Source organism: Ralstonia insidiosa, assembly GCF_008801405.1.
Lineage (GTDB): Bacteria > Pseudomonadota > Gammaproteobacteria > Burkholderiales > Burkholderiaceae > Ralstonia > Ralstonia insidiosa.
Genome location: NZ_VZPV01000003.1, coordinates 396,892 through 423,638 on the forward strand (window position 1 = coordinate 396,892; position 26,747 = coordinate 423,638).

Below are 26,747 nucleotides of genomic sequence, written 5' to 3' on the forward strand. Positions count from 1 at the left end.
ACGATGCTCCCGAATACCTCCTCAACCCGTCGCAGTTATGGCGGATAACCGTCGTTCAGTGTTTTCAGGAAAGCCACCACGTCGCGGATCTCTTGGTCGTTCAACGCAGGTTTTTCCCCTGCACGGCGGTTGAACGGCGGGTCCACATCGTCGATGTTGCCGCGCAGGGCGGGGGGCAGATCGTCATAGGCGACGGTCTTGCCGCGGGCATCGCGGCTGTACCACTTCGCGGGTTTCAGGTCGCGCTCCACATAGAAGCGCACCGCATCTTCCAGACTGTGCATCCGCCCGTTGTGGAACCACGCGCCGCGCTTGGCAGTGTTGCGCAGGCTGGGTGTCTTGAACATGCCGCAGTAAGCAGTCTGATGTGCCTGGTCCTGTCGCTTCGGGCCACACAGGCCGAGGTCGTAGTAGGCCGGATCGGCATTGGCGCCAATCTCCGGGTTGCGCGGCACGGCAAGCACGGCGAACTGGTAGTCAGTCAGCAGCGGATGCGAGCCATCAGCCCCCTTGCTGATCAGGTGGCATGACGCGCAGTTGCCCTTGTCGGGGTTGGCGAAGAGCTGGAGGCCACGTTGCTCGGCGGCGCTCAGCGTTCCCTTGCCATCCAGGTATGCGTCGAACTTGCTGTCGTAGCGGTGGAAGCTGGGGTCGTCCAGTTCGAAGCGTTCCAGTGCACGCATGGCGTGGTCGAACGCTTGATCCGGGTTGTCGAATGCGCTGGCGCCGAACGCTGCGCGGAATGCGTCGGCGTAGGGTGCGCGCTTGAGCTTTTCCACCACGGCAGCACGGCTCTCGTTGGCCATCTCGTCCGGGTCGAGCATTGGGCCGGCGGCCTGATCGCGCAGTGAATTGAAGCGGCCATCCCACATCAGGCCGCCGGTGGGCGGGCTGTCGGTTTCGGTCAATCGCTCGGTCAGGCTGGCGGCCTGCACCTTGTGCCAGATCGGTGTCTGGTTGAGCGTATAGGTCAGGTTGGGCGTGGCGCGCTTGCCCTGGCGGTCAAGGTTCGGCCCGCCAAGCTGCACCGCCAGTGCATTGGGCGGCCCGTACCCGTGGGCAGGGTCGTGGCAGCTTGCGCAGGATTGCCGGCCCGACGCCGACAGCGCGCGGTCGAAGAACATCGCTTTGCCCAACTGCGCCAGCGTGGCGGCATCCGGCATACGGACGGCCTGCGCAGTGTTGGCGGAGGGGGCATCTTTCTGTTGGCAACCAGCCAACAGGGCCAGGAGTAGGGCGCCGGCCACCATGCCCAAGCGCTTGGAACGTGCAATGAAGTCTGTCATGGAAACGACAAACCGCCGGAGCGCGAACCCCGGCGGTCATATCTGCGTAGCGGCAAAACCGCCGCAGACCAAAGGTTAGTTAAGGTTGGTGAACACGTCGCTGCCCATCGACTGCAGGCCTTCCTGGCTCGCATAGCCGAGGTAGCCGCCCACCTGGAAGATGTCTTCCAGCGTCTTGAGCAATGCGTAGTGGTTGTATTGCGTGGTCGACACCGTGCCCGGCTTGATGAACGGCGAGAGCAGTACTGCACCCGTGCGGTCGCCACCGTGGCTCTGTGTCACCAGGTTGATGTTGTACGGGTAGTGCGACACCGATGCCGGGAAGCTCTGCGTGATCGGGAACGTCACGTTCGGGCCCGGCTGCTGGTTACAGCAGGTCTGGCCGGTGAAGGTCATGGTGAGCGTGGGCGGCGTGGTGGTCGTATCCATCGTCTGCGACGCATAGGCGCTTTCATCAAAGTTGATGATGAGCAGACCGTCTTGCTGGTACGCCGGCGAAGCCATGATCAGCGGCACCCACTTCTGCAGGAAGGCATCGGCCGACACCAGCCCGCCCGGCGCACCCGTCACGCATGGCGAATCGTGGCCGTCGTTGCACAGGTTGGGCGTGATGAAGGTGAAGTTGGCGGTGGTGTTGATCGACTGCAGATCCGTCGCCAGGCCGTTCAGGTTGACCACATTGGTCGCGCAGTCCGGCGAGTCGATGATCGAGTGGAAGTACGCAAACGGGTTGTGGCGCGTGGCGTACATGTCGGCCGGCGTACCGCCAGCCGTCGCGGCCTGTGCCGACTGCGTCTTGTCCTGCGTGTTCAGCGTCGGGTGGCCGCAGGTGGCGGACTCACGCGTGGGGTCGTTGCCCATGTCTTCCATGTAGCCCTTCCAAGTCAGGCCCACGGCCTTGAGCTGATCAGGCAGGGTCTTGATGGAGGTGGGGTACACGCAGCCCGTGCCGATAGCCTGGCCATGGTCAGCCATGCCCGAGAGGGCGAAGTCCTTGTAGACCTGGCAGTCCATCTGCGTATCCGGCGTAACAGCCTGGCCGCTCAGCATGGCAACGTAGTTGCCCAGGCTTACGTGCGTGGTGCCGTAGTACTGCTGCAGGTGCGCGCCCTGGCTCACCAGCGTTTGCGACAGGTAAGGCGCCTTGGAGTTGGCGGCAAACGTGGTCGCATAGTTCTGGTTTTCCAGCGTGATCACAAACACGTGCTTGATCGACTGGATGGTCTTGGGGGCAGGCGCCGCCGGGGTAGGCGCGGGGACAGCGGCAGTGGTGCTGGTGTTGCCACCATCGCCGGTACCGCATGCCGCAACGAGGAGTGCGGTGGCAACGGCCGCGCATGAGGCCACCAGCCAGCCCGCTCGGGGAAGCTTGAACATCGAGATTGTCCTTATCTTGTGGGTATGGCGCGCCGGCGCTTTGGCTCGGTACGCCGGCGCGCGCCAGATATAAACAAACTTGTATGTTTGTTTTGTGACAAAAACGCCGTGTGCACCCCGTAATAAGCGGTATCACGCGCGGACTTATTTACAATTGCGCCCATGGCCACCCAAGCAGAACGCACCACCGCCACGAGGCAGGCGCTGATCGATGCCTCCACCCAATTGCTGATCGAGCAGGGCTACGCAGCCTTTGGCGAGGCGCGGGTGTGTGAACTCGCCGGCATCAGCCGTGGTTCGCTGCGGCATCAATTTCCAGAAGGGCGATACGACTTGCTTCCTGCGATGGTGGCATCGCTGCTGGATCGGGAGGTGGCGCAGCTGGCGGCGCTGGGGCCGCTATCGGCCAGTGTGCGGATGCACCTGATGTTGCACATGCTGGTGCAGCGGCGCCAGCGGCATACGTCACTGGCGATTCTGGAGGTGTGGATGGCGTCGCGCGGCGACGAGCGGCTGGCCCAGGCCGTCGGGCCCCTGCTGGCGACCGTGCCGGAGCGGCTGTTCGGGCAAGACCCGAATGGCCCGCCGCAACCCGAATTGCTGGCGCTGCGCCTGTTCCTGCATGGCGCAACGCTGCACAGCTTTGCCGCTGATTACAACCGAGATGAGCTGGCCGACGCTGTGCAATGGCTGCTGGCCCAACTCACGCCACCGCCGGAGCTGAAAGTGGTGCTGGCCCGCATCGGTCATGCGGGCGCCGCGCAACGCACGGCTTAGTTGACGCGTCAGCCGCCCGTACGCTGCTTCTGCAGTATCGCCAATTGCTGCGTCAGGTAGTTACTGGTGTTCGTCATGCCGGCAACGACTTTCGACAGCGCGTTGAACTGCGCGTAGTAGAGCGCCTGCTTGGCGTCCAACTGGCGCTGCATCTGCGTCATCTGGTTGGACAGCGACGTCAGCGAGCTGTTGATGGCGTCGGTGGCGTTCTGCACCATGCCTTTGTCGGCCAGCAGGTTGGTCGATACGGTGTGCAGTTGTGCTGCGTAACCACGCTGGACCGTCACGCTGCCACGGTCGCCCAACGCGCCACCCACTACCTGCACGGTCAGGCCGTCGGCTGCAGAGCCGTTGGCGCCGTACAGGTTCTGCCCAGAGCTGGCAGCAGCCACGCCGTTGATGGTGCCTTGCACGTCGCGCCCAGCCGTTGCAGTCGGGCTGCCGCCCAACAGCGACGCCGCGCCATTACCCGACACCGACACAGTTGAAATCGAGCCGTATTGCCGGTCAGTGAAGGTCAGCACGCCGTTGGCATCCGCCGCAATCGACACATCCACCTTGGCCCTCTGCAGGTCAGGCGATGCGTTGATCTGGCTCTGCACCTGAGCAGCCAGGCTCTGCGGCGTATAGCTGCCGGCCGGCACCTTGATGCTGGTGGTGATGCCGCTGAGCGTGACCGACAGGCTGTCGTTCACGCCGCTCTGGATGGTCGTATTGGCCGGCGCCGAGCCCTGGAGCGAACCCTGCGTGGCCAGTTGCGTGACGTTGATGGCGTAGTTGCCCGCCTGCGTGGTCTTGGAGAACGCCGCGACCTTGAGCATCGAGTCCGTTGCCGTGCCGGTGCCCGCAAACAGGGCGGCCACTTGGCCGGGCGATTTTTTGAGGGCCGCGGTGAGCTTGCTGTCGTCGATCGACAGCGTGCCCTCTTTGTCCATCGTCACGCCAATGCTGCCCAGCGATTGGAACGCGCCGTTGCCGATCCCCTGGCCCAGCACGTCCGTTAACTGGTTGATGAGCGCCTTGGTGCTGACATCCCCCGCCAGCGCGCCGTTGTTGGCGGCGTTGGCGGTATCAAACTTGGTCAGCGCGTTGAGCTGGATACGCAGCGCGTTGTAAGCCTTGACGAAGTTCAGCACCGACTGGCTGGCCTGACCCGCATCGTTGCCGACCGTCACTGTTGTGCTGCCGGTCTTGGACAGTGTGAACGACGTGCCATCCACCACATCCGTAAGGGTGTTGGTGGGGCTTTGCACATTGATGCCGTTGACGTTGGCCAGGGCGTTCTGGCCCGTCGCCACTTCGGTCATGTTTTGCGTGCCGGCCGGATCGTGTGACAGCAGCGATTGCAGCGTCGAATCGCCCGACACCGAAATCTTCATCTCCGAATTGGCGCCGCCGGCGGTGGAGGTCAGCACCAGGCGGTACGGATTGCCGCTGCCGTCATTGACGATGCTGGCCGACACGCCCAGGTTGGCCGAGTTGATGGCGTCTCGAATGCCCGACAACGTGTTGTTGGACGCATCGATCTTGATGGAGCCGCCCGCCAGATTGCCGTTCTGCGTGAACGTGGCGCCGGCGTACTTGCCGTTGGTGAAGGTGCCGCCCGATACCGTGCCGAACGAGAACGAAATCGTGGTGGGCGTGCCGCTGCCGACAGGCACCTTATTGGATGCCTGACCCTGCGCGCTCAGCACCTGCGCCTGCGCAAGCTGCGTCACCTTGACGTTGTACGTGCCCGACGGCGCCGTGCTGCCAACGTTGACGTTCAGGATCGACGTGTCGTGCCCGCTGGCCTTCATGCCGCTGAAGGTATCGGCGTTGGTCAGGTTGGCCATCGCCGTCTGAAAGGTCGACAGTGCGCCCTTGAGCGAACCCACGGCGGAAAGCTGAGCCTGGAAGACCTTCTGCTGGTTCTGACGAACCGTCATCCCCTTGCCTTCAGCCTGCATCAGCTTGGTGACCAGGGTGTTGACGTCGATGCTTGTACCGATGCCAGGGATGGAAATCGGTGGGATATAAGTGCTGCTGGTCGTCGCCATGGGTGAGAACGCGCGCGCGCAAACGGTTGTTTCTTCACAATGTGACGGCAGCCAAGCGCACTTCTTTAGGGCCAACCCTGTCTAGGCAGGCTTTTTTAGGCGGGTTTTGTCAGGAAACCGAAAGAATGCGGGGAGGAGGGCGGCCGGGAGGGGAGTGTGGCCGTTCCAAACACTAGGCGAACCAACCCCGCAGTGTGAATAGGCATCAGGGCTGCCGGCGCTTAAAGTGAGACGGTAGACGTTACAACGCTGCACTGATCAAGCGTGTATCCCATCATGCACTTTTCCCACACCGTCGGCGCACAGCGCCATGTGTTCGACGATCTCAAGACGCTGCTGGCCAAGGCCAGCCCGGCGCGCTCGGGCGATTACCTTGCCGGCCTGGCCGCCACCAGCGAGGCCGAACGCATGGCCGCGCGCATGGCCCTGGCCGACGTGCCGCTGTCGACTTTCCTGAATGAAGCGCTCGTGCCTTATGAGCATGACGAGGTCACGCGCCTGATTCTGGACAGCCACAACCTCCAGGCTTTCAAACCCGTCGCGTCACTCACGGTGGGGGAATTCCGCAACTGGCTTCTCCTGCATGAGACCGACAGTGCGGCCCTGGCAAAGGTGGCACCCGGTATTACGCCGGAGATGGCAGCGGCGGTCAGCAAGCTGATGCGCAATCAGGACCTGATTGCGGTGGCCCGCAAGTGCCGTGTGGTCACGCGCTTTCGCAACACCATTGGCTTGCCCGGTCGCTTATCTGTCCGGCTGCAGCCCAATCACCCGACGGATGACCCCAAGGGGATTGCCGCATCGATCATCGATGGGCTGCTCTATGGCTGCGGCGACGCCACCATCGGCATCAACCCAGCCAGCGACAACTTGGGGGCCATCATCTCCCTGCTGCAACTGGTCGATGAGTTGCGCGGGCGCTATGCCATTCCCACGCAATCCTGTGTGCTGACCCACGTAACCAATACGATGCGTGCCATCGCGCAGGGGGCACCGGTGGATCTGGTGTTCCAGTCCATTGCAGGCAGCGAGCAGGCCAACGCGGGGTTTGGCATCAACCTGACGCTGCTGACGGAGGCGCACGACGCTGCGCAGAGCCTGGCACGCGGAACCGTCGGCAACAACGTGATGTACTTCGAAACCGGGCAGGGCAGCGCGCTGTCGGCCAACGCACACCACGGTGTCGACCAGCAGACCATGGAGGCGCGGGCGTACGCGGTGGCGCGGGCGTTCTCGCCGCTGTTGGTCAATACGGTAGTGGGCTTCATCGGCCCGGAGTATCTATATGACGGCAAGCAGATCATCCGTGCCGGGCTGGAAGACCACTTCTGCGGCAAGCTGTTGGGGCTGCCGATGGGTTGCGACGTCTGCTACACCAACCACGCTGAAGCCGACCAGGACGACATGGATACGCTGCTGACGTTGTTTGGCGTGGCGGGCATTCATTTCATCATGGGCGTACCGGGCGCGGACGACATCATGCTGAACTACCAGAGCACGTCGTTTCATGATGCGCTCTACCTGCGCGATACGCTGGGCTTGCGGCCCGCACCGGAGTTCGAGGCCTGGCTGCAAGGCATGGGCATTGTCGACATGGCCGGCCGCCTGCAAGACGCCACCGCACGCCAGCCGCTGCTGCAGCTGGCTCACACGCTGTAAATGCCGCCATGTCGACGCGAAATCTCGTTCAGCTCAACCCTTGGGCGCACTTGCGTGCGTTGACCGATGCGCGCATCGCGCTGGGCCGGGTCGGCAACAGCCAGACCACCGATGCCGTGCTCGCCTTTGGCCTGGCACACGCGCAAGCCCGCGATGCCGTGCACCAGCCACTCGACAGCCCAGCCGTGGCAGCTGCGCTTGCACAAGCGGGCTTCGCCAGCCTGGTCGTGCATAGCGCAGCCGTAGACCGGGCCCAGTATCTGCGCCGGCCCGATCTCGGCCGCCGGCTGAGCGACGCCAGCCGCGCCAGCCTTGCTGCGGCGCGACCAGCCAAACCGTTCGATACCGCTTTCGTGATTGCCGATGGTCTCTCCGCACTCGCCGCACAGAGCCACGGCGTGCTGCTCCTGCGCAGCGTGCGCGAGCGCTTGCCAGCAGACTGGTCGATTGGCCCCGTCGTCATCGCAGAACAGTCCCGCGTGGCGCTGGGTGATGAGATTGGCGAACTGCTGGGTGCACGGCAGGTGGTCATGCTTATCGGCGAACGCCCTGGGCTGAGTTCACCGGACAGCCTCGGGATCTACCTCACGCATGCGCCACGCGTTGGCCGCACGGATGCCGAACGCAACTGCATCTCGAACGTTCGCCCCGCAGGGCTTGGCTATGACCAAGCCGCGGACAAACTCGTCTTTCTGCTCAAAGGGGCCCAAGCGCTTGGCCGTAGTGGCATCGATCTGAAGGACGACACCCCCGTCGCCAATGCCATTGCCGCACCAACCACTGCGCAACTGCAGAAATAGGGCGAATCGGCTTCCGGCCCCAGGCGCAGCGGCCTGGTTTGTTACGACTGGTCAAGCGCAAGGTGTGCTGATAAAGTGACTCGGCCCTGATCCATCGTCGAGCCAGTCAGCGCCGTGCTGGCGGGCGGCGCCGAGACATTGATGCCACGCCGAAACCTGCCCATTCCGACGCGCGTCTTGCTGGCTCCTGCCCTGGCGGGCCTGGGGTTTGCGCTTCAAGGCTGCAGCGCGCATAGCGCGCCTTCGTATCCAATCTTTGGTGCGTATTTTCCGCTCTGGCTGTTGAGCGGGTTGATTGGCGCCGCGGGGGCGCTGATTGCGCATCGGGTTCTGGTCATGACCGGGTGGGCAAGCTGGATACCGCTCCAGCTCTCTGTCTGCGTGGCGATCGGGGTTGTGATTGCCGTGATCGTCTGGCTGTCTGGCTCGGGGCATCTCCTATGAAAATGGCCGGCCTGCACAAACCCGCACTGCGCGGTTACCTGATCGCGCTGGCGATCATCCTGATCGGCGTGGCAGTGGCGGTCTATGCCTACGTCCACACCTCGCGCTACCCCTCCACCGACGACGCGACCATCGACGCCGATGTCGTGCACGTTGCCACGCCGGTGGGCGGTCGCATCGTCAAACTGGCCGTGACCGAGAACCAGCACGTCAAGAAGGGCGACCTGCTGTTTGAAATCGACCCCGTACCGTATCGCCTGACGGTTGCACAGGCCCAAGCCGATCTGGAACTGGCCCAGGCCTCGCTCGATACGCGGCGTCGGTCGCTGATCGGCGAGCGCTCCAAAGCCAGCATTGCGTCTGACCAAAGCAGCCGCGCCGCCTACAACTACGAGCTGGCCTCACGCACCGTCAATCGGCTGGCCCCGCTGGCCGCCCAGGGATACGTCCCCACCCAGCAACTGGACCAAGCGCAGGTGGCGCAGCGTGACGCCGCCATTTCGCTGCAGCAGGCCAACGAGCAGAAGCGCGCCAGCGCGCAGACCATTGGCGACGAGGCCGATGCCATCGCCATGCTGCACGCCCGCGAAGCTGCGCTGGCCCGCGCCCAGCACGCGCTGGAAGACACCGTGGTGCGCGCACCGCACGATGGCTGGGTCACCGGCCTATCCGTGCTGGCAGGCGAGACGGTCGCGCCCAACCAGTCGATCTTCACGCTCATCCACTCCGGCGAGTGGTTTGCCGTCGCCAACTTCCGCGAGACCACGCTCTCCGCCATCCAGGTGGGCGACTGCGCCACGGTGTATTCCATGATCGACCGCAGCCAGGCCATCCACGGCAAGGTGGACGGCATCGGTGCCGGCATTTCCGGTGCGGATCGGGTGAACCTGCCGCGCACGCTACCCATCGTCCAGCCGTCGGTGAACTGGGTGCGGGTGGCGCAGCGCTTCCCGGTGCGCATCCGCCTGGAGGAACCGGCCGACCATCTGGTCCGGGTAGGTGCCAGCGCGATTGTCGAGATCAAGCATGGCGCAGCCTGCCGGTGACATCGCACGCGGGCCGTGGCCTCGCCCCGGCGAGGTGCTGCGGCTGCTGGCGCCCGCGCCGGGCAGGTTGGAAGCCACCACCCGCATCGCCCTGATCTGCGCGCTGACGACGCTGGTCACGAGCATGTACGGCACGCCCTTTGCCGCCATCTCGGCCTACGTGGTGTTCTTCATGATCCGCCCCGACCGCGTGACGAGCATCGTGCTGTCGATCGCCATGTTGCTGCTGGTGACGGTGGTGCTCGGGCTGATCATCGTCATCGCCATCTTCTGTATCGATGAACCGATGTGGCGCGTGGTGTGGATGGTCGTGCTGTCGGTCGGTTTGCTGTTTTTGACGTCGGCCAGCAAGCTCCGCCCGGTCGGGGCCATCCTGGCCATGATTGTCGGGTACGGGCTGGACGAACTTGGGATTGCGCCGGTGGGTGAACTGGCAACGCGGGCGCTGCTCTATGCGTGGCTGATGGTGGCGATTCCGGTTGGGGTGGTGATTGTTGTGAACCTGCTGATGGGGCCCTCACCACGCAAGCTGGCTTGCCAGGCGTTGGCCCGGCGCTTGCGCCTGGCAGCGCAACAGCTGGGCGAGGCGGGCACCGATCCTGCCGAGCTCACCGCGTGCCTGCGCGAAGGCAGCCAGCAAATTGCCACGTGGTTACGTCTGTCGAAGGTAGAGGGGTCGACCTCGGCGACCGACTTGGCGGCGCTGCAGCAGGCGGTGGCATCCACCACGGCCATTTTGATGGCGGTGGACCTGGCAGCCAGCGAACCGCAGGCACGCTTGCCTGAATCAGTTGCCACGCCGATCATCGAAACACTGCACGCCATGGCGCACATGCTGGAGCAGGGCGGCTATCCGGTCGATATCGAGCTGAGGCTGCCCGCTGGCGTTGCGCTGCCGCCGCTGGCAAGTGCGGTGGCGACGGAATTGCAATCCGCCATCGTCCACTTTGCAGTCGTGGACAACGAGCCCGCCGCAGAACCGGCACCGCCCAAAGCGCGTGGTGGCTTCCTCCTGCCAGACGCACGCACCAACCCGGCCCACCTGCGCTACGCCCTGAAGACCACCGCCGCAGCGATGTTCTGCTACCTGCTGTACATGCAGCTCGACTGGTCCGGCATCCACACCTGCTTCATCACGTGCTACGTGGTGTCGCTGAGCAGCGCAGCGGAGACGGTTGAGAAGCTGACACTGCGCATCGCCGGCTGTCTGGTGGGGGCGGCGTTGGGGATTGCGACGATCGTGTGGGTGCTGCCGGCCATGACGTCCGTCACCGAGCTGATGGCGCTGATCTTTGTCGGCATATGGCTGGCGGCGTGGGTCGCGCAGGGCTCGCCGCGTATTGCGTATGCGGGCTTCCAGATCGCTTTTGCCTTTCTGTTGTGCGTGCTGCAGGGCGCGGCGCCGGCATTTGACCTGACCATCGCGCGGGACCGCATCATCGGCGTCCTGCTGGGCAATGTGGTCGTGTACCTGATGTTCACGCGGGTCTGGCCGGTGAGCATTGCCGGACAGGTGGATGCTGCATTGGCGGCACTGCTGCGCCAGTGGGAGACCGTCCTGCGCACCGCACGCACTGCACCAAGGCGCATGCTGGCTGCACAGGCCATGGCGCAACAAGGCGCGCTGGAAGCAAACGTCGCGCTGCTGCGGTATGAACCGACCTGGGTGCGCCCCGAATCGGAATGGATTGCGCAGCGCCGCCGCGCGCTGGTCGAATTGGAAGCGCTCGAAGGCCCGTTGTTCCTGATCGCCGAGCACACGCCCGATGATGCCCCCTCGCAAGCGCGATTGCGCGGTGTGGCCGAGCGTGCCGGCGTGAGCGGGTTTGCGATCGACACTGGAGCCCTCACCACACCCGATACCACGCGTGATGCGCTGTTGGCGTTGGCCGACGAGCGCCTCGCAAGAATCGCGCGGGAGATCCCCGATGCCGTACCGAAGGAGTCGCTGACGCATGCGCCAGCCTGATCTGTTGGCTGTTTTCCTCAGCCTGGCCGTTACCGTCACGGCCGGGTGTGCGACGTCCGCACTGGACATGGCGCCGGATCGCCCCGATCGCCCGTGGCAGCCACGCACGACTGACACTGGCGAGATCATCCCAGGTGCGCGATCACTGCCCACGTCACCGAACGAGGGACGGGGCGGCTACATATTGCCGGCCAACACCGCTGCGGCGGTAATTCCACCTGCAGCCACATTCGACCCCGCACACGCCTACGCGCTGCCCGAGCTGATCGACGTTGCCGAATCGAACAATCCGTTGACGCGCGTTGCATGGAACGATGCCCGTAATGCCGCGCTTTTGGCAGGCATCGCAAAGAGCGCCTATCTGCCGTATCTCTCTGCCACGGCCATGGCTGGGTATCAGACGGGGCATGGCTCATCGTCGACACCGCTGGGTACCGCCAGCACCGATACCACGGTGCACGGAACGGTGTCGGTGCTGTCGCTGCAATGGCTGTTGTTCGACTTTGGCGGTCGCGCCGCGCGTTTGGATGCCGCCGAGCAGCTATCGGTGGTAGCCAACATCGGTTTCACTGCGGTGCATCAGCAAGTGATCTATGACGTGACGGTTGCGTTCTACGCCTATGAAGCGGCACGCGCCCGCACCGTGACAGCTGCGCAAGGGCTGAGCAACGCCGAGGCGATCCTGGTGGCCGCCAAGGCACGCTACAAGCAGGGAATCGGCACCGTGGTCGAAGTCGCGCAGGCCACGCAAAACCGTGCGCAGGCCAACCTGGCGCAAGTGCAGGCGCAGGGGGCAGAGAGCGACCGGTATCTGGCGTTGCTTTCTGCGGTGGGCATCTCGCCGCTGTCGAAGCCGAAGATTGCCGACCTGCCGATCCGCACGCTGAACCCGGCGTTGCGCACCCCGGTCGACCAGATCGTTGCCGATGCCATCGCCCGGCGTCCTGATGTGCTGACTGCCTATGCGGCTGAAAAGGCCAGCCAGTCGCGCATTCAGGCAGCGGAATCGGAGTTCATGCCCAAGGTGTTTGTATCCGCCTCGACGTCGTACAACTCGGGCCGTGCGGCCGTCACGGCTATCCCGCCGGTCGGCCAGCAGGCGCCAACTGTGAACCTCAACGGCACGCGTTATGGCGTGGGGGCCTTTGTGGGCGTGACCATTCCGCTGTATGACGGTGGTTTGCGCTCCGCCGTGTTGGCACAAGCGCGCAACGATGCCGAAAGTGCATCCGCCAAGCGCTTGCGCACGACGCAGGAGGCCGTGCGCCAGATCGTTGCCGGACAAAACACGCTGCAGACCAGCCTGACCTCGCATGAAGCGGCGCAGGCGCTGGTGGCCGCCGCCCAGACGACCTACGACGCAGCGCTGGCGGCATACCGCCACGGCGTCGGGTCGATCACGGACGTGCTGCTGGCACAAAACCAGTTGCTGCTGGCCAAGAACGCCTACGTCGACACCTACAGCGGTGCGCGTACTGCTGCGGCTACGCTGGCGCTCGCCACCGGGGCGATCGGCGCAACGCAGGACACGGCGCCGCGCTGACGGCCTCCATTGCACGGAGACCGTCGCGCGCAGCGTTACACCGTCTCGCCCGTCTTGCGCTGATCGACCTGCTTGCCACGCGCCAACACCGGCACCAGCGCCGCCCCGGTATGGCTGGCCTTGACCTGCGCCAGCGCCTCCGGCCCGCATGCGGCAACAATCGTGCCGCCTTCATCGCCGCCTTCGGGGCCCAGATCGAGAATCCAGTCGGCCTCGGCAATCACGTCAAGATCGTGCTCAATCACGATCACGCTGTGGCCGCCGTCTGCCAGGCGATGCAGCACGCGGATCAGCTTGGCCACGTCGGCCATGTGCAGGCCCACGGTGGGCTCGTCCAGCACGTACAGCGTGTGCGGTGCCTTCTGGCCGCGGCGCGTAATGTCGTCGCGCACCTTGGAGAGTTCAGTGACGAGCTTGATGCGCTGCGCCTCGCCGCCCGACAGCGTGGGCGAGGGCTGCCCCAGCGTGAGGTAACCCAGGCCGACGTCCTTCATCAACTGCAGCGGGTGGGCGATGCTGTTCATCGCACTGAAAAACTCCACCGCTTCGTCGATCTCCATGGTCAGCACTTCGCCGATGTTCTTGCCGCGCCAGGTAACGGCCAGTGTCTCGGGATTGAAGCGCTGGCCGTGGCACACGTCGCAGGCCACCTTCACATCGGGCAGGAAGCTCATGGCGATGGTGCGCACGCCCTGGCCCTCGCAGGCGGGGCAGCGGCCGTCGCCGGTGTTGAACGAGAAGCGCGAGGCAGTGTAGCCGCGTGCGCGGGCTTCCAGCGTGTCGGCAAAGAGCTTGCGGATGGTGTCCCACACGCCGATGTAGGTGGCCGGGCACGAGCGCGGGGTCTTGCCGATCGGGGTCTGGTCGACTTCCAGCACGCGGTCGATCGCTTCCCAGCCGGTCACGCCGTCGCAGCCATGCCAGTCGTGTTTGACATCAAGCTTGCGCGGTGCCTTCGCATCCGGCACCTCTGCCTGCGCGGCCTTGCGTGCACGGCGCGTAGCCGGTGAAGACAGCACAGAACGGCCCACCGCATCCAGCAGATTGGTCATGAGCACGTCGCGCGCCAGCGTCGATTTGCCCGAACCGGAGACGCCCGTAATCGCCACCAGACGCGACAACGGCATCGTAGCCGTGACGTTGCGCAGGTTGTGGAGCTTGGCGCCGTGCACCGTCAGCCATTGCTCGGGCACCGCCTGCGTGCCCGATCCACGATTCGTTGGCGCCACCACTTCACGGCGCGGCTGCAGCGGGTGCTCGATCGGCTGTGCCAGGAAACGCCCCGTCAGCGAATCCGGCTGAGACGCCAGATCCTGCACACCGCCTTGTGCGACGAGCGTGCCGCCACGCTTACCGGCGCCGGGGCCGATGTCGATGATGTGGTCGGCGCGGCGGATGGTATCTTCATCGTGCTCCACCACCACCAGCGTATTGCCCTTGTCGCCAAGCTTGCGCAGGGCGTCGAGCAGGATCTGGTTGTCACGCGGATGTAGGCCGATGGTCGGCTCATCCAGCACGTAGCACACGCCCTGCAGGTTGCTGCCGAGCTGCGCGGCCAGCCGGATACGCTGTGCCTCACCGCCTGACAGGCTGGGTGCGGCGCGGTCCAGGCTCAGGTAGCCCAGGCCGACTTCTTCCAGGAACGACAGGCGGCTGTGGATCTCGGCCACCACATCACGCGCGATATCAGCTTCGCGGCCGACAAGGTCCAGCCCTTCGATCCAGCGGCGCGTCTGGCTCACGGTCCATTGCGCAATGTCGACGATGGGCTTGTCGGAGAACGTCACCGCGCGTGCCGTCGGGTTCAGTCGCGTGCCGTGGCAGTCGGGGCAGGGCAGATCGGTCATGCCGTCCGGATCGACTTCCTCCGAAGGCAGCGTCTGCTCGCGGCCGCGGTCATCACCGCCGAGTACCGTGTCGTCAAACGCAGCGCGTTGCTCGCGCGTGAGCGCCAGGCCCGTACCGACACAGCTCGGGCACCAGCCGTGCTTGCTGTTGTACGAGAACATGCGTGGGTCCAACTCGGGGTAGCTGGTGCCGCAGGTGGAGCATGCGCGTTTGGTGGAGAACACCTTCACGTTGCCCACGTGTGCCGTGCCACCGCTGTGCATGGCGTTTTGCAGGCCATCGAGCGGGGCCAGCACATGCATGATGCCCTTGCCGTATTCCAGCGCCTGTTCCATCAACGTGCGCAGCGCAGCTTCGTTTTCCGGGGAGACCACGATGTCGCCCACCGGCAGCTCCAGCGTGTGCTCGCGGAAGCGGTCCAGACGTGGCCACGGGTCGACCGTCAGGAATTCGCCATCGACGCGTAGGTGCGTATAGCCACGCGCCTTGGCCCATTTGGCCAGGTCGGTGTACACGCCCTTGCGGTTCACCACCAGCGGGGCGAGCAGGCCGATGTGCTCACCACGGTGGTCACGCATGAGCTGGGCGAAGATGGCCTCGGGGCTCTGCGCCGACACAGGCGTGCCATCGTGAATGCAGTGCTGCACGCCCAGCTTCACATACAGCAGGCGCAGGAAGTGCCACACCTCGGACGTGGTCGCCACCGTGCTCTTGCGGCCTCCGCGCGACAGGCGCTGCTCGATCGCCACCGTGGGCGGAATGCCATACACCGCATCCACCTCCGGCCGGCCCGCCGGTTGCACGATCGAACGCGCATAGGCGTTGAGCGATTCGAGATACCGGCGCTGCCCTTCGTGGAACAGGATGTCGAACGCCAGCGTCGATTTGCCCGAACCGGACACCCCCGTCACGACGTTGAACTTGCCGTGCGGGATATCGACGTTCATCGCTTTCAGGTTGTGCTCGTGCGCGTTGACGATGCGCACCACGTTCTCGCCCTGGACTTCCGCCACGGCGGCGCGCTGTGCGCGGCGGGCGGCCAGCGCGCTTTGCAGCGGCACGCCATCATCGGCGGCTTGGGGTTGCCCAATGCTCGCCTCGTACTGCTTGAGCGCAGCGCCCGTATGCGAGGCGGCGCATGCCTTCACCTGCTCGGTCGTGCCGGCGCAGACCAGCAGACCGCCCGCATCGCCGCCCTCGGGGCCGAGGTCGATGATCCAGTCGGCGGCGCGGATCACGTCCAAGTTGTGCTCGATCACGATCAGCGAATGTCCGGCATCGAGCAGCTTGCCGAACGCGCGCATCAACTTGGCGATGTCGTCAAAGTGCAGGCCGGTGGTCGGCTCGTCGAACATGAACAGGCGGCCGGCGTTGGCAGGCACGTCTTGTTTGACGCGTTTGCGTGCAGCGGCTTGAGCCGCTTGCGCAGCTTCGGCCAGGAAGCCCGCGAGTTTCAGGCGCTGCGCTTCGCCACCGGACAACGTCGGCACCGGTTGGCCCAGCTTCACGTATTCCAGACCCACATCGACGATGGGTTGCAGCACGCGCAACACGTCGGCGTCGTTGGCAAACACGGTGGCGGCTTCGCTCACCGTCAGTTCCAGCACATCGGCCACCGACAGCTTGTGCGCGCCGCGTTCCAGCTTCACTTCGAGGATTTCCGCGCGATAGCGCGTGCCGTCGCAATCCGGACAGCGCAGGTAGATGTCGCTGAGGAACTGCATCTCGACGTGCTCGAAGCCCGAGCCGCCGCAGGTCGGGCAGCGCCCATCGCCGGAGTTGAAACTGAATGTGCCAGCCGTGTAGCCGCGTTGCAGCGCCATCGGCACCTTGGCAAACAGCTTGCGGATCTCATCAAACGCGCCCACGTAGCTGGCCGGATTCGAACGCGCGGTCTTGCCGATGGGCGATTGGTCAACAAAGACCACGTCGCTGATCTGGTCCGCACCGCGCAACGCACGAAACGCGCCGGGCGATTCCGTCGCCTTGCCGAAATGGCGCGCCAGGGCAGGGTGGAGTACGTCCTGAATCAGTGTCGACTTGCCGGAGCCGGATACGCCCGTTACGCACACCAGGCGTTGCAGCGGCACTTCGATCGTCACGTCCTGCAGGTTGTGCTGGCTCGCGCCTTCCAGCACGAGACGCGGCGCACCGTTGATAGGGCGCGCCTGCCAGTCGGTTGCATTGGCCACGCGGCGCTGCCCGGAGAGATAGGCACCTGTAAGCGTGTCGGCTTTTCGGATGGCCGCGGGCGTACCGTCGAAGACGATGGTGCCGCCACGCTCGCCGGGGCCGGGGCCCATGTCGATCAGGCGATCGGCAGCCAGCATGACGGACGGATCGTGCTCCACGACAACCAGCGTGTTGCCTGCATCGCGCAGGCGTTGCATGGCTTCGACAATGCGGTCCAGATCGCGCGGGTGCAAACCGATGCTGGGCTCGTCCAGCACGAATAGCGTGTTGACGAGCGAGGTGCCCAGCGCGGTCGTCAGGTTGATCCGCTGGACCTCACCGCCAGACAGCGTGCGGCTCTGGCGGTCCAGCGTCAGGTAACCGATGCCGACGTCGCACAGGTAGGCCAGGCGCGTGCGCACCTCGTCCAGCAGCAGCTTGAGCGCATCGTCGAGCAGCGAGGAAGGCAACGTCAGTGCATCGAAGAAACGGCGGATGCGCTCGATGGGCAGCAGCATCACGTCGTGCACGGTCAGGCCGGGCAGGGCTTCAAGCTGGGCGCGGCTCCATTTCACGCCACGGGGCATGAAGCGGTGTTCGGGTGCGAGCACGGCGTCGGCGTTTTCCTTGCTGCCGAGGCGCCATTGCATGGATTCGGTTTTCAGGCGCGCACCGCCGCAGATCTCGCACGTCGTATAGCTGCGGTATTTCGACAGCAACACGCGGATGTGCATCTTGTACGCCTTCGACTCCAGGTAGTCGAAGAAGCGGCGCACGCCATACCACTGCTTGTTCCAGCCGCCGCGCTTGAACGTCGGATCGCCGTTGACGACCCAGTCGCGCTGGGCTTCGGTCATCTCTGCCCAAGGCGTATCTCGCGGGATGCCGGCCGCCGCCGAATAGCGCATCAGGTCGTCCTGGCATTCCTTCCAGGCCGGGGTTTGCATCGGTTTGATGGCACCTTCACGCAGTGTCTTGCGCTCGTCCGGAATCACCAGGCCGAGGTCGACGCCGATCACGCGGCCAAAGCCACGGCACGCATCGCACGCGCCATAGGCGGAATTGAACGAGAAGAGGGCCGGTTGCGGGTCGGCGTAGCGCAGGTCGCTCTCCGGGCAGTGCAGGCCGGTGGAGAAGCGCCAGATTTCAGGCTCGGCAGCCTCGTCTGCGGGCAGCACGTACACATTGACGCGACCGCCGCCGCGCTTGAGCGACGACTCGATGGCCTCCAGCGCACGGACACGCTCGGTGCCCTGCAGGCGGAAGCGGTCTGCCACCACGTCGAGCAACTTGCGCTCGCCCGAAGGTGTCATCACCTCGCGCTCAGCCTGCACCCGCGTATAGCCGCTGACAGACAGCCACTGCGCGACTTCTTCCGCGCTCGTATTGGCCGGCAGCTCCACCGGAAAGGTCACCACCAGGCGCGGATCGGCCTCGCGCGTGCGTGCCAGCAGTTCGCTGTAGATGGTCTCCGGCGTGTCGTGGCGCACCGGCAGCGCGGTATCGCGATCGAACAACTGCGCTGCGCGCGCAAACAGCAGCTTGAGGTGATCGTTCAGCTCCGTCATCGTGCCGACCGTGGAGCGCGAGCTGCGTACCGGGTTGGTTTGGTCGATAGCGATGGCCGGCGGCACACCCTCCACATGATCGACCTGGGGGCGGTCCATGCGGTCCAGGAACTGGCGGGCGTAGGCGCTGAAGGTCTCAACGTAGCGGCGCTGGCCCTCGGCATAGAGGGTGTCGAATACCAGGCTCGACTTGCCAGAACCAGACGGGCCGGTCACCACGGTCATCTCGCCCGTGCGCAGGTCCAGATCGAGGTTCTTGAGATTGTGCTGACGGGCTCCGCGCAGGCGAATGACACCGGAAGACATGAGGGGTGGTCCTTGGAAAACGTGAGGAATGCCGGCACGGCTAGCCAGACGGGCGCCGGTCGGCAATCAGAATGCGGGCCGTAAACTGTAGCGGATTCTGAAAAATCGGTTCATTTACGTTACGAGACGCGGGCGCGAGAGTAACGCAAGGCTCCTGACAACGTTTTGTCAGGAGCCTTCAGTGGGAAAGGGAGGGATGGCGGGCGGAGGAGGGCGGCCGATCAGCCGGCAGCGAGTCCGTAGGAGGATTGTTGCTTGCCCGACACTTCCGATACGGGCAGTCGGGGGGTGAACCGGTGGTGCTCCACAACACCACCCTTGACGAAGACAAGCGTCTCTTCCGGAATTTCCTCCCAGGCGTCGGCCAAGTCGACCAAAGGTTCGGACAGCACAAGTACGGCATCGTCGCCCGCGTCCGTGATCCGGGAGTTGTCCGGATAAAGCTCGTGCAGATGCCGGAAGGACGTGCTGTGGAAGAGGGAGCGCGAATCGCGCTCGCTGGAATAGCGTGCTGCGATGATCTGTTCACCGTCGGTCACGCAGACGGTCATGTTCAGCGGGTGCTCGATGCCGTGCCGGTGGCCGACGTGCTCGATCAGTCCCACCATCTGCTCCAGGGCGCTGCGCGGCTCCCGCTGCAGCCCGAACGTGAGCGCGAGGAAGAACATGACCTCGGAATCCGTCGACCCCTCGATCCAGCGAAACAGCTCTGGCGCGACTTCCATCATCAGGTCGCGCCGCAGCGTCGGGTAGTCGCGGATCAGGCCGTTGTGGGCAAACAGCCATCGGCCGTATCGGAACGGGTGACAGTTGGTTTCCTGCGTGGGGGTGTCCGTGGCCGCGCGCACATGGGCGACGAACAGCGGCGACCGGATGGCGCGGGCAGCTTCGCGCAGGTTTGTGTCGTTCCAGGCAGGGTGCAGGCACCGATACCGGAACGGCACCTCGGAATGGCCGCCGTACCAACCAATGCCGAATCCGTCACCGTTGGTGGTGGTATGTCCCAGACGAGATCGCAGGCTTTGGTCGATCAGCGAATGCGTTGGTCGAAACAGCACCGTCTCCATCTGAATGGGGTTGCCAGAGTAGGCCAGCCAGCGACACATGATGCGTTACCCGTAGAGGGAATATCTGGAAAATGAGTCTAGGCAATGCGGTTGGGAATGCACAGGAAAAGTGTTGCGCGTTGGCACACCCTGGGCACTCCCGCGACGCAGCGGCTTATCGCTGCGCCAAGGCCTCACCGTTGCGCGGGGTGGGCGTCTTGCCGGCGTCTTGCGTTGCGTCATGCACGATATGGAGCTCGCGCATGCGGACGGGCAGGGTGCAGCGCGCGTCCTTCAGGGTCGTACGAACTTGCTGCGCCAGCTTCCAGCGCATGTCCCAGAAGTGCTCCGTCTTGGCCCAGACGCGCAAGTTCAGCACCGCCACGCTGTCGTCAAAGCGCATGACCATCGCCATGGGGGCGGGATCCGGCAGCACCAGCGGCTCGCTGGCGGCCAGCGCCTTGAGCGCCTCGATCGCGCCTGCAATGTCGTCGTGCAGCGACACCTCGGTTTCCAGGTCCAGCCGGCGAGTCGGGTTGCGCGTGTAATTGCGCACCGAGTTGCTCCACAGCGCGCTGTTTGGCACGTATTCGCAAATGCCATCCGGCTTGGCCAGACGGGTCATGAACAGGCCGACTTCTTCCACAGTACCGGCCACCTGGCCACCACCGCCTTCAATGTAGTCATCCACCCGAAACGGGCGCAGCGCCAGCAGCATGATGCCCGCGGCAATGTTCTGAAGCGTGCCTTGCAAGGCCAGGCCAATGGCAAGACCCGCTGCGCCCAGCACCGCAATAATGCTAGTCGTTTCAATACCGAGCCGGGACAGCGCTCCGATGACGGCCAGAATGCGGATGCCCCAGACGCTGATGTCGCAGAGGATGGGCGCAAGCGTGGCATCAAGCTTGGCCTGGCGGTTCATCAGCCGGCTCAGCCAACGGCCGGTGAGTTTTGACAACCACCAGCCGCCGAGAAGAATCAGCAGCGCAGTACACAGGCTGATTGCGAAGCGGCTGAAGGTGCCCCAAAGGATGGGATCAAGGTAAGCGTGAAGGTTTTCCATCGTTGAATGCGTATGACATGACCTTGTGGTGGGAACCAGACTTTAGCGCTTGGTTCCCTCTGAATTATGCGCAGACTTGGTATGTCGGTACTTCTGTTGCGCGGGCCTTTCACTGCCTTACATTACATTTAGGGCAAGTTATCCACAGGCTCTGTTGCGTAACTGCTTCCGATCACATTGTTGCGTTTTCCAGTGTCGATCCACGCAACACCACTAGGCGCAACTAGGTGCCTCGCGGCTATGGCTCGGCGGGTGGCGGTGAGTTCGGAGGCAGGGGCTTGATGCTGGCTGCCTGGAGCGCGCCGAGGGCCTCGAGTTGTTTACGTGCGGCAGAGTAGTGCTCGTAGAAGGCGGCCCACTTGCTGAAGCCACCGAGCTCCCCCACCACCTTGATCATGGCCAGATGAGAGGACGCCAACAGCTTCACCTGGTTCTCGAGTGTAGTGATGCGCAGATCCTTGTCCGCAAGTGCTGCCGCAGTTTTCGCGACGGCCTGGTGTGATAGGCGGCGTTGCCAGCGGCGAAACTCGGCTTGGCGTTGCTGGTATTGCGTAAGCAACGCGCTGCGTGCCGGGCTGCGGGTGATCGAGGACGCGGCCTTGAGGGTAGGGTGGTGCCGGGTCACCGCTCGCGCGGTAATGTTCTCGTCGCGGGCCAGCAGTTCCTCCAGAACGCGCTGCAGGTCTGGATCGTCAAGAGCCCGTTTCTGTCTCTCGGCTTCAGTCATCGAGCACACCGCGTGGCGACGGCACTGACAGGTCTGGTCCATCAGGGAACGGACGCTCTCCGTCGGCGGTGGCCAGCAGCTTGCGCACGCCGTCCAATCTGACCCGCGCATGAGAAATCTGGTTGTCACGCCCTGGCGTTGTAGCAGGCCGCGCCTGCGCGTGCTCAAGTGCGGCTACAAGCTTGCCCTCGAGCCGAATCAGATGCGCATGGTTTTCCGGCAAGTTGGTGGCAGACAGGTGGCGACAACCTGCAAAGCATTCCAGATGCTTGGGGCACGGGTCGACCGTGAAGCTGTTTAAGCAGTGCCCATAGGGTGTCGCGTGGAAGCCATCGGCTTCGGCACGCAGATAAGCGAAGGCGGCCTCATCACCCTCGTCAGCTTGGATGCGCAGGAACGAGGCGACGATGGGGCCGCTGGCTTTGCCGCCCAAGATCATCTTGGCCACCGTGGAGGCTTTTTCCCCCAACGACAGTTCCACTTCTAGCGGCAGCTCAATCTGATCCAACTGCTCGGCCAGGCTGCGATGGTCATACTCGTAGCTCTGGGCCACGCTACGCCGATTAAAGCGCTTGGAGATGATCGTGTCGGCGACTCCGAGCCGGAACAACTCGGTGTTCTGCAAGTGCCGCAGCATGTGCGACTCGATACTCAACTGCTTGTCTTCCGGGCTTTGCCCATAGCGTCGGAACAGGGACGCCGACGTCGGGGGCTGTCCAATCGCGTTCGCCACTAGCTTTCCATCCGGCCGGTTCACTGCCATTACGCGCGTCACATCGCAGAGACCATCGGCGCGCTCCTCCACCAGCGAGCGTTTTGGCGTCAGGAACAACAACTCCCAGCTCTGCAGCGTGCCCGTCGCCAGCGGCAACGCTTCCGTATCCGAGAGCTTGGTCGGTACGGCAACACGCAGATACGCCTCGAGCTCCCCCACATGCAGGTAAGTTTGTTCCCACGCGATGCGGCGACCTGGCGGGACTACGCTGCCGTCCGGAAGCCTGAACGAGAGCGTATGGCTGCCCTGGTGCATCGTTTCCTCAAGGCGGTTCAGGTACACATATGCCGCCATATCCAGGCTGGCCCGCTGTGCGTAGCTAGCCCGTTGCTGCTCCTGGATATCCCGGAACACGGCTGCATCGAACCGGACACGATAGCGCTCCATCAATTCGGCTCGCCGATCGCTGTCCATGGCGGCCCAGAATGGATTGCCCGTCAGATGCGGATACAACTGTGTGGCGGGAACGACCTCATGCTCTGCATACCAGGGCAGTAAGCGCCCCATCTCAGTTTGCAGTCGCAGCGTTCGGCGCAATGGCTCGGTCAGATCCAAGCTGCGCTGCAGAGTCTCCGTGAGCAACTCGCGAAACATCTCAGGTACATACTGGGCCTTTTCGAACAGCACCCGGCTGTCACTCTCTTTAGTCTGTTGTTTTTCCGCGAAGTGGCGCAGCATTAAGGCATCCGCATAGCCTCCCTGTACTCCAGCGGGCCGACCTTGCCGGTCGTAGTAAACCCGGGTGCGCTGCCAGTCCGCCGGCAGCAGCACGGCCTCCCCAATACGCAGGCCCGTCACGATCATCATGCGCAGGCACAGGAAGCGTAGCGTGTCGATGTAGCTGCGCGGTGGCTCGGTCATCACGATCCGCACCAACTCCCAGAAGGCACGCCGCTCCGGCAAGCGTTCAGAGCGCTTGCGCTGCTCAAGACTGTCGCTCAACTCGTCCTGGGATTTCAGGAAGGCGGCGCGGCGGCGCGTCAAAGGGGAGCGCGGTTGAAGCACGCCGCAATACACCGGTCCCGCATCCGCGAGCTGGTGCACATCGAACAGGTTACGTAAAACGCTTTCCACCAACGCGCCCAGCTTACCGCTCGCCTGCAAGCCGCTTGCCAGCTGGATAGCACGACTGCCGTCCTCGACCGTCAATTGCCAGGGCTCCTTGTCCGACACGCATGTAGCCAGCACCCGCAAGGGGCGCACGATGCTTCCAGCGATATACCCCGTGGTGTTGCGCTTGACCAGCAAATGCTCCAAGGTTGCCGCCTTGATCAGATCCTGCCAAGCCACCGACAGAGGGGCCGCCGAGAGCGCCGGCGACTGCAAAGCCATCGTTTGCAACATCTGGGGGTCGCGGCCGAGATGGCTCAGGTAGTACTTGGGTGGTAGTACATCGCCGGCGAGTTCGTTGAGGTTCCAGGCATGCCCCTCGGTCACGCGCCCGTCCGGCTCAAGCGGCAGCAACCAACACAGACCCCGCTGTTCCGCCAGCGTGTGGCCCAAGTCCACGTAGGCACGGTAACCCGCGTTCATTTGGCCTCGCCCTCCAGTTCAGCGAGGATTGCTTGCACACCAGCAATGGCATGCTGTAATTGCAGGTAGGCGGGAGAGGATGCCTCGCCTCGCGAGGCATCATGGAAGAGGCGCACCACGCCACGCAGGCCTGCCAGCACTTCGCGATGCAGGCTAGCGTCACGCACCGGCATGAACCGATGGCAGCCATAACACGATGTAATCGGGTTAAACGGACACGCAGGTTGTCCGCTGGTGCAGCCACCAATGCCCGCAATCGGCAGCCCGTGCGGCACGCCGGCGATCTGCTGTTCGCCCTTGAGCGAACTCAATTCTTCCGAGCTGACAAAGCGCGCATGCGCAATGCGGGCCACCCGCTGATAGACCGGCGACAGCCCCATCGCGCGATTAACACGCTCGGCCTGGTTGGGTGAGCCGTCGAAGTACACCAGCCCCGTCGCCAAGTCGGCATGCCCCAGGAATGCGGCCAGCTCTTCCTGGTTAGCCCCCGCGTCCACCAGCCGTTGCGCTGCCGTGTGCCGCAGATCCGTGGCCGTGGCCCGCGCGCCGAGCAAGCGCTCCGTCAGTTCTGCAATCCGCGTCGATGCGTCCGAGGCTGAGCCCACGCAGCAGAAACGCTGGGCACCAGTATGCTGCTGGGCTCGATGCGCCTGCTCGAGTTGTGCAGGAAGTGCCGCCCACTCCCGCTTGACACGCCGTGGTAAGGGCTTGATCACCCTACTGCGCCGCTGCTTCGCCATGCGGAACGTCAAGTGCACAGAAGGAGACACATCGCTGGCATCCTGCCAGACGCGCACGTCACGCAAGGTCAGCATCGCAATCTGGATCGGTCGCATGCCAAACTGATAGGCACTCAGCAGCATCACGGCGTCGCACAGATCCGCAAGGTCTATTTCTGAGCCGGCTTGCACAGTCTGCGAGGTCTCGTCCAGGTAACGAATAATCACCGCCTCCTCCTCGACGGACAGGAAGACTTCGCCCGTGCGCACGCCAGCATATTTATCGTTAGCCGGCCAGGGCAGGGCAACGCTGACGAACTCGAGATACCCCGGGGCCCAGCCGCACAAACGATAGTGGCAGAGCATGCGCAGCAGCCCCTTGGCGAATCCGTAGGCCCTGACTGGCCTATCCAATGCCCGTAACGCCATCCATCTGGGGATGCTTCCTTCTGGCCCTACCACCAGTAAGCCCATAACCTCCGCGTGGCTAAAGTACCGGGCCCCTCCGATGTAATCGGCTACCGTCGATACGTGCAGGCTTTCGGTCAACAGATGCGCAAACAGATGGCGCAGCAGCATCCCGTAGCCACTACCATAGGCAGAGAAGTCGAGATACTCGATGCGGCCATTGGCATGAATGGGGAAGACTGTCGCGCTGGCCGGTGCTTCGATTACGCGCGTCGTGTCATCGAAGTCGTCGTAATAGCGCAGAAGGGGCGGTAGATCAGGCAGTTGCCGCACGATCTGGTCCAACCAGTCATCGGCGTCCTTCACTGTCCATTGTTGTCGGTCATCGGGTTGAACCGGCATCGCGCCCCCCGGCAGGTAGGGCGCGCAGCACCGCGACCTGATCATCGAAGACGTTGTTCCAGACCGCCGCAAGGCGGTCCTCGAACACGGCCCGCGCATAGTTTGCGGGCTGGTCGGACGTGCGAGACCAACCGAAAAAGGTGCGCATTTTTTGCAGCGCCTCATCCATCGAGTCGCCCTGGCTCAGCAATTGATTGAGCCGCACCACCGCACAGGTATGGCGCAGATCATGCGGCGTAATGCTCGTCTTTCCGGTTCGGTCCTCCAACTCCGCCAGCGCAGCGGCAGGCAAGGCCCTGGAGATGCGCGCAAAGAGCGTGGTCAGGGATTCCGTCGACAGCGGGGTATTGGTCTGCGCGTTCAGCAGATAGGGATGATCAGGCCGTCCGCGGTAATTGTCGACATAGCATTGCACCAGGCTGGAGGTCAGTTCGCTGACGGGGACCTGCCGGATCGAATCGGCGGTCTTGATACCCGGCCGGGAGTAGCGGGTATCGGTGTCGACACGCCCTTGTTCGCTGACATTGATCCAGTAGCGGCGGCGCTGCTGTCGCGCATCCAACCCGGACTTGATGGCATTCGCGTTCAACAGCAGCAATTCGCCGCGGCGCAACCCCTGGTGCAACATCAACACAAACGCGGTAAAGACGCGCCAGCGCGTGCGCACGCCCTTAAAGGGGTTCGTGCCGGATTCAGGATCCAGAAGCGCATACATCGCCTCGACGACCACGGCCGGAAGTGCACGCAGAATGTTGGTACGGAATTGGCGCTGAACCTGCAGTTGGCCGTACCGCAGGTTCAGGCGCTGCCAACGCGCATCGAGCCGCGCTAACTGGTTTTCATGCTGCGTGGCATGTCCCAGCCAGGTCGACACCATCACGACGAAGTCCAGCCCGGCACGCCAGCGCTTCTGATCTGAACCCGTGATCTGAGGCTGATTACGGATCGACACGAACCAGCCCTCAAGGATGGAGCCCAAACGCGCTTCGTCCAAGCTGAACAACGCGTCGTCCAAGGCACCAACCCCAAACAACTTGTCGGCATACGAGTACAGGCGCTCAACCGCGTACAGCTTGCCCAGGCACGTCAATTCGGCCAGATTCGCCAGCTCGAATTGAGCCCAGACGCTGGCCCAGTACCGCGGCATCCCACAGCGGTCCACCAGCATCGCACCATGCAGACGCTGCGGAATTTCCGGTTGCTGCACTTGAAGGGGCATGATGACCTACCACGCGAACAG

At 63.9% G+C, this 26,747-nt stretch carries 17 protein-coding genes; 7 read left to right on the top strand and 10 right to left on the bottom strand.

Translation table 11 applies throughout. The features are described from left to right. Positions 1-35 precede the first annotated feature (35 nt). Positions 36-1,286, bottom strand: a complete 1,251-nt coding sequence (locus F7R11_RS23935; protein WP_082932920.1) for a cytochrome-c peroxidase — start codon at positions 1,284-1,286, stop codon at positions 36-38. Positions 1,287-1,361: 75 nt separating this feature from the next. Continuing rightward, entirely contained in the window at positions 1,362-2,663 is a 1,302-nt protein-coding gene (locus F7R11_RS23940; protein WP_064807214.1) for an alkaline phosphatase family protein, read from the bottom strand. Positions 2,664-2,825: 162 nt separating this feature from the next. Here F7R11_RS23940 and F7R11_RS23945 point away from each other — a divergent pair, with 162 nt between their 5' ends. Next, positions 2,826-3,440: a TetR/AcrR family transcriptional regulator gene (locus F7R11_RS23945; RefSeq protein WP_064807210.1), complete on the top strand. Its 615-nt coding sequence runs from the start codon at positions 2,826-2,828 to the stop codon at positions 3,438-3,440. An 8-nt stretch (positions 3,441-3,448) separates the two neighbouring features. On the opposite strand, the gene fliD is transcribed toward F7R11_RS23945, so the two are convergent. Further along, complete coding sequence (gene fliD / locus F7R11_RS23950; protein WP_064807209.1) at positions 3,449-5,479, bottom strand: flagellar filament capping protein FliD; 2,031 nt, start codon at positions 5,477-5,479, stop codon at positions 3,449-3,451. Between the two features lie 276 nt (positions 5,480-5,755). Between fliD and F7R11_RS23955 the strand changes: the two genes are divergently transcribed. The 6 genes from F7R11_RS23955 to F7R11_RS23980 all read left to right on the top strand — a co-directional run bounded on the left by F7R11_RS23955 (position 5,756) and on the right by F7R11_RS23980 (position 12,940). Beyond that, a complete protein-coding gene (locus F7R11_RS23955) occupies positions 5,756-7,138 on the top strand; it encodes an ethanolamine ammonia-lyase subunit EutB (protein WP_064809037.1) in 1,383 nt (460 codons plus the stop codon). Positions 7,139-7,146: 8 nt separating this feature from the next. Next, positions 7,147-7,938, top strand: coding sequence for an ethanolamine ammonia-lyase subunit EutC (gene eutC, locus F7R11_RS23960; protein WP_064807208.1), 792 nt, complete (start codon positions 7,147-7,149; stop codon positions 7,936-7,938). A 141-nt stretch (positions 7,939-8,079) separates the two neighbouring features. Further along, positions 8,080-8,382 carry a YtcA family lipoprotein gene (locus tag F7R11_RS23965; protein ID WP_064807206.1) on the top strand — a complete coding sequence of 101 codons (303 nt, stop codon included), beginning with the start codon at positions 8,080-8,082 and terminating at the stop codon, positions 8,380-8,382. Continuing rightward, complete coding sequence (gene mdtN / locus F7R11_RS23970) at positions 8,379-9,428, top strand: multidrug transporter subunit MdtN (protein WP_064807203.1); 1,050 nt, start codon at positions 8,379-8,381, stop codon at positions 9,426-9,428. Before F7R11_RS23965 ends, mdtN begins: the two co-directional genes overlap by 4 nt. Beyond that, positions 9,409-11,397, top strand: a complete 1,989-nt coding sequence (locus tag F7R11_RS23975) for an FUSC family protein (RefSeq protein ID WP_064807200.1) — start codon at positions 9,409-9,411, stop codon at positions 11,395-11,397. The genes mdtN and F7R11_RS23975 overlap by 20 nt, the downstream gene beginning before the upstream one ends. Further along, positions 11,384-12,940 (top strand): TolC family protein, encoded by a 1,557-nt coding sequence (locus tag F7R11_RS23980; RefSeq protein ID WP_064807196.1) that lies wholly within the window; start codon positions 11,384-11,386, stop codon positions 12,938-12,940. The genes F7R11_RS23975 and F7R11_RS23980 overlap by 14 nt, the downstream gene beginning before the upstream one ends. 35 nt (positions 12,941-12,975) lie before the next feature. On the opposite strand, the gene uvrA is transcribed toward F7R11_RS23980, so the two are convergent. The 7 genes from uvrA to F7R11_RS24015 all read right to left on the bottom strand — a co-directional run bounded on the left by uvrA (position 12,976) and on the right by F7R11_RS24015 (position 26,726). After that, the gene (gene uvrA, locus F7R11_RS23985) at positions 12,976-18,834 is read right to left on the bottom strand and encodes an excinuclease ABC subunit UvrA (RefSeq protein ID WP_064807193.1); all 5,859 of its coding nucleotides are present in this window, start codon (positions 18,832-18,834) and stop codon (positions 12,976-12,978) included. A gap of 221 nt (positions 18,835-19,055) precedes the next feature. Continuing rightward, positions 19,056-19,940 carry a class II glutamine amidotransferase gene (locus tag F7R11_RS23990; protein ID WP_049286061.1) on the bottom strand — a complete coding sequence of 295 codons (885 nt, stop codon included), beginning with the start codon at positions 19,938-19,940 and terminating at the stop codon, positions 19,056-19,058. 115 nt (positions 19,941-20,055) lie between these two features. After that, entirely contained in the window at positions 20,056-20,943 is an 888-nt protein-coding gene (locus tag F7R11_RS23995; protein WP_064807190.1) for a mechanosensitive ion channel family protein, read from the bottom strand. A gap of 238 nt (positions 20,944-21,181) precedes the next feature. Next, complete coding sequence (locus F7R11_RS24000) at positions 21,182-21,670, bottom strand: hypothetical protein (RefSeq protein WP_021197734.1); 489 nt, start codon at positions 21,668-21,670, stop codon at positions 21,182-21,184. Beyond that, complete coding sequence (locus tag F7R11_RS24005) at positions 21,663-23,978, bottom strand: hypothetical protein (RefSeq protein ID WP_064807188.1); 2,316 nt, start codon at positions 23,976-23,978, stop codon at positions 21,663-21,665. Before F7R11_RS24005 ends, F7R11_RS24000 begins: the two co-directional genes overlap by 8 nt. Beyond that, positions 23,975-25,507, bottom strand: coding sequence for a site-specific integrase (locus tag F7R11_RS24010; RefSeq protein WP_231973369.1), 1,533 nt, complete (start codon positions 25,505-25,507; stop codon positions 23,975-23,977). Before F7R11_RS24010 ends, F7R11_RS24005 begins: the two co-directional genes overlap by 4 nt. Then, positions 25,488-26,726, bottom strand: coding sequence for a tyrosine-type recombinase/integrase (locus tag F7R11_RS24015; protein ID WP_064807187.1), 1,239 nt, complete (start codon positions 26,724-26,726; stop codon positions 25,488-25,490). Before F7R11_RS24015 ends, F7R11_RS24010 begins: the two co-directional genes overlap by 20 nt. Between the last annotated feature and the right edge of the window lie 21 nt (positions 26,727-26,747).